Source organism: Streptomyces chilikensis (assembly GCF_001642695.1).
In the GTDB taxonomy this organism is placed as follows: domain Bacteria; phylum Actinomycetota; class Actinomycetes; order Streptomycetales; family Streptomycetaceae; genus Streptomyces; species Streptomyces chilikensis.
The window spans coordinates 1-4,545 of record NZ_LWCC02000045.1 but is presented as its reverse complement, the minus strand read 5'-3'; the positions used below and the strand labels follow the sequence as shown (position 1 = coordinate 4,545).

Below are 4,545 nucleotides of genomic sequence, written 5' to 3'. Positions count from 1 at the left end.
GGGCGGCACGCACGGCGGTGCGCCCGCGGAGGTGGCGCGGCCCCGCCCGCGGAGGGCGGCGGGGCCGCGCGAAGAGGTCAGGACGCCGGCGGCCCGTCGCCGCGGCGGCGCAGTTCGCGGCGGGCCAGGGGCCGGGTCGCCGGGCCCTGGAGGACGGAGCCGTCGGGGGCGAAGCGGGAGCCGTGGCAGGGGCACTCCCACGCCCGCTCGGCGGCGTTGAAGCCGACCAGGCAGCCGAGGTGCGTGCAGCGGGCCGAGACCGCGTGCAGCGCGCCCTCCTCGTCCCGGTGGACGGCGAGCGTCTCCCCGCCCACCCGCACCACCGCGCCGTCCCCCGGCTCGATGCCGTCCACCGGCATCGTCCGGCAGGCCGCCGCCAGCCGGTCGCCGACGAAGTGCTTGGCCACCTCCGCCTGGGTCTGCAGGAACCGCGGCGCCTCCCGCAGCACCGGCAGCACCCGGCGCGGGTCGTACAGCTCGGCCCAGGGGCTGCTCTTCCCGTCGATCAGCGTGGCGAGCAGCCGGCCGGCCATGATGCCGCCGCTCATGCCCCAGCCGCGGAACCCGGTCGCCACCCACAGCCCCCGCGCACCCGGGTGGAGCGGCCCGACCAGCGGCACGGTGTCCGTGGCGTCGGTGTCCTGCGTGGCCCAGCCGTACGCCGGCTCGGTGCCCGGGAAGTTGGCCACCGCCCAGTCCGCGAGCCGCCGGAAACGTTCCTCCGGGTCGCCGGTGCCGGGCAGGACGTGCTCGCCGGTGACGATCAGCAGCCGCTTCCCGGGGGCGTCCAGCGGCGCGGTCCGCACCGACCGGGTGTTCTCCTCGGAGGTGATGTACATGCCGTCCGGGTCCAGGGAGTCCGGCATCCGCCCGGCCACCACGAACTCGCGGCGCGGCTTGAGCCGGGAGAACAGCAGGGCCCGGTCGAAGACGGGGTAGTGGGTCGCGACCACGACGTCGCGGGCCCGCACCACGTGGCCGGTCTCCGCCTCCAGGGTGTGCGGGTCACCCTCCGTGAGACCGGTGACCCGGGTGTTCTCCAGGATCAGCGCCCCCTGCGCGGCCAGGTCGGCGGCGATCGCCAGCAGGTAGGACCGCGGGTGGAACTGGGCCTGCCCGTCCAGCCGGACCGCACCGGCCACGGGGAAGGGAAGGCCGGTGACCTGCGTGAACACCGCGGGCAACCCCGCCTCCCGGGCCGCCTCGGCCTCCGCCCTGACCTGGTCGGCCCGGGCGGGGTCGGTGACGTAGGAGTACGCGCTGCGGGGCTCCCAGTCGCAGTCGACGCCGAGTTCCTCGACCAGGGCCGCGGCGTGCTCGATCGCCTCGGTCTGCGACCGCGCGTACAGGCGGGCCCCCTCGGCGCCGCGGGTCCTGCGCAGGCGCGAGTAGACCATGCCGTGCAGGGCGGTCAGTTTGGCGGTGGTGTACCCGGTGACGCCGCCGGCCAGCCGGCCCGCCTCCAGCACGGCCACGGTCCGGCCGGCGCGCATCAGCTCGTGGGCCGTGCTGAGACCGGCCATGCCCGCGCCGATGACCGCGACGTCCACGTCCACGTCGGAGGCCAGGGAGGGATACGGCTCGTCGCCGGGGGCCGTCCGCATCCAGTACGACGGTCCGATCGGAGGGTAACGAGTGCTCATGCCGCGCCGGGTACCCCGCGCCCGCCCGATCAGTGCCGCTCCCGATCAAGCCTGTCCGGGCGGACCGTCAGGCCTCGACCAGCGGCTTGGCGTCCCGGGCCAGCGCCGTCAGCCGCGAGATGGCCCGGAAGTACTTCTTCCGGTACCCCCCGGCCAGCATCTCCGCGCTGAACAGCTCGTCGAACGGCGCTCCGGAGGCCACCACCGGCACCTCGCGGTCGTACAGCCGGTCGGCGAGGACCACCAGCCGCAGCGCCGTGGACTGGTCCGGCACGGCCGTCACCCCGGTGAGGCAGACGGCGGCGAGGTCGTCGGTCAGGGCCCCGTACCGGCTGGGGTGGACCCGGGAGAGGTGGTCGAGCAGCGCGGGGAAGCCGTCCAGGGCGGCCCCCGGCACGGCGTGCGCGACGCGCCGCACCTGCTCGTCGGAGAACGGCGGCGGCGCCTCCGGCAGGCCCCGGTGGCGGTAGTCCTCGCCGTCGATGCGCAGCGTGCGGAAGTGCGCGGACAGGCCCTGGATCTCCCGGAGGAAGTCCGCCGCCGCGAACCGGCCCTCGCCCAGCTTGCCCGGCAGCGTGTTCGAGGTGGCGGCCAGCGCGACCCCGGCGTCCACCAGCTTCCCCAGCAGCGTGGACACCAGCACGGTGTCGCCCGGGTCGTCCAGTTCGAACTCGTCGATGCACAGCAGCCGGTGCCCGGAGAGGGTCTTCACGGTCTGCTGGAAGCCCAGCGCGCCGACCAGGTTGGTCAGCTCGACGAAGGTGCCGAACGCCTTCAGCGACGGGTCCGCCGGGGTGGCGTGCCACAGCGAGGCCAGCAGATGGGTCTTGCCCACGCCGTACCCGCCGTCCAGGTAGACGCCACGGGGCCCGGCCGGGGCGGCCGGCTTCGCCCGGCCGAGGCCGAACAGCCGGCGCACCACGCCGCCGCCGCCGTCCGCCGGGGCTCCGTCGAGGGAGGCGGCGAACCCCTCGAGGACGCGGACCGCCTCGCTCTGGCTCGGCTGGTTCGGGTCCGGGATGTACGTCCCGAAACGGGCCGAGCCGAAACGCGGCGGCGGCACCATCTCCGCCACCAGGCGGTCGGCGGGGACGTGGGGCTCACGGGCGCACAGGGACTGCGGGGCCGTTTCGGCTATGGGTCCGCGACCGGCGGCGGAGGGGGAAGGAGACACGCTTCCCCATGTTAAGCGGCATGTCACACTGCGTGTCATGCGACGCCTGTTCCCTGTGACCCAAGAGACAGCCACCGCCGCGGCCGCGGACCCCGGCCGCGAGTGGACCCTCGACGAACTGGCCGACGCCTACGCGTACCCCTGCCACCCCACCGACCCGCAGGGCGGCCCCGGCAGCCGCGGGCCCTGGCTGCGCGCCAACATGGTCTCCACCCTCGACGGCGCCGCCCAGCACGACGGCCGCTCGCACCCCATCTCCAGCGCCGCCGACATGCGGATCTTCGGCACCCTGCGGGCCCTGGCCGACGTCGTCGTGGTCGGCGCGGAAACGGTCCGGCAGGAGGGGTACCGGCCCGCCCGGGCCCGCAAGGAGTTCGCCGCCCGCCGCGAGGCGGCCGGGCAGGGGCCCGCGCCCGCCGTCGCCGTCGTCTCGGCCGGCCTGGAGCTGGACTTCTCCCTGCCGCTGTTCACCTCGCCCCTGGTGCCCACCCTGATCCTCACCGGCGCCTCCGCCGACCCGCACCGGACCGCCGCCGCGGAGAAGGCGGGGGCCCGGGTGATCGTGGCGGGCGACGGCATGGGCGTGGACCCGGCCCGCGCGGTCCACGCGCTCGCGCAGCTCGGCCACACCCGGCTGCTCACCGAGGGCGGCCCGCGCCTGCTGGGCCAGATGATCGCCGCGGGCGTGCTGGACGAGCTGTGCCTCACCGTCTCCCCGACCCTCACCGCCGGCGACGCCCAGCGCATCGCGGGCGGCCCCTCCGTCGTGGTGCCGCACCGGTTTTTGCTCGGCTCGCTGCTGGAGGAGGACGGCTTCCTCTTCGGCCGCTACCACCGGCCCTGACGGCCGAGGGCGCTCGCGGGCTCCTGTCGAGCCGGTCCGGGCGCCGCCGCACCGTGCCGCGGACCCCTGCTTCCACTGCCTCCACCGGGCGGGAAGCGCCCGTCCGGCGGGGATTGAGCTGCGGGATCGGTGGAACATGGACAGCCTCCCGCTCCGGTCCGGGTGGACGGAAACCGTAGGTCGGCGCCGGGGCGAAGGGGCAGGATGGTTTCAGCAGCGGCACGCGGCGCCGCTGCCCGGCCACGGACGACAGCGGGCCCCTCAGGTCCGTGAGTGGAGAGATGGGGCGCCTGACGTGTTCACGAGCGTACTGATGATCGAAAAGGCTCTGACCTCGGCCGACGTGGAGTTCGTCACCACGCTGCACGGCGACGAGCCGGTCGCCTTCCACGTCCTCCTGCAACCCCGCGGCGACCAGGCCGACCGGCTGCTGCGCGCCATCGACGACATCGCCATCGGCGCGCTGGACGAGGCGGCCCGGGAGGCCGCCCAGCCGGAGGGCAAGGACGCCGCGGAACAGGGCCGCCAGGCCCTCGACATCTCCCTGGTGGCGCTGCGCGCCGCGGGGAGCGAGGCGGAGGGGCGGCTGGTCGAGGACCACCCGCTGGACGAGCTGAGGTCCGTCGTGGAGGAGGTCGGCGCGGACGAGGTGATCGTGCTGACCGACCCGCACTACGTCGAGGAGTTCTTCCACCGCGACTGGGCCTCCCGGGCCCGTCACAAGGTGGGCGTGCCGGTCCTCAAGCTCTTCTCGCACAGCAGGACCCAGGGCCAGGCCCCGGCCTGACCCGGCCGGCCCGCCGGCACGTCCCGGCGGCGCGGGCGGCGGGCCGCCGGGACGCGCCGCCGAGGGTCCGTCCGGCGCGGCACCGGCTCCCGCCCCG

At 75.6% G+C, this 4,545-nt stretch carries 4 protein-coding genes; 2 read left to right on the top strand and 2 right to left on the bottom strand.

The features are described from left to right. Positions 1–77: 77 nt before the first annotated feature. A complete protein-coding gene (locus A2U95_RS21605; RefSeq protein WP_166025835.1) occupies positions 78–1,643 on the bottom strand; it encodes an FAD-dependent oxidoreductase in 1,566 nt (521 codons plus the stop codon). Positions 1,644–1,710: 67 nt separating this feature from the next. Continuing rightward, entirely contained in the window at positions 1,711–2,817 is a 1,107-nt protein-coding gene (zapE, locus tag A2U95_RS21600) for a cell division protein ZapE (RefSeq protein ID WP_166025833.1), read from the bottom strand. Between the two features lie 37 nt (positions 2,818–2,854). On the opposite strand from zapE, the gene A2U95_RS21595 reads away from it, so the two are divergent. Beyond that, entirely contained in the window at positions 2,855–3,661 is an 807-nt protein-coding gene (locus tag A2U95_RS21595; protein ID WP_166025831.1) for a pyrimidine reductase family protein, read from the top strand. Positions 3,662–3,956: 295 nt separating this feature from the next. After that, positions 3,957–4,448, top strand: a complete 492-nt coding sequence (locus tag A2U95_RS21590) for an indole-3-glycerol phosphate synthase (protein WP_206283006.1) — start codon at positions 3,957–3,959, stop codon at positions 4,446–4,448. Positions 4,449–4,545: the final 97 nt, after the last annotated feature.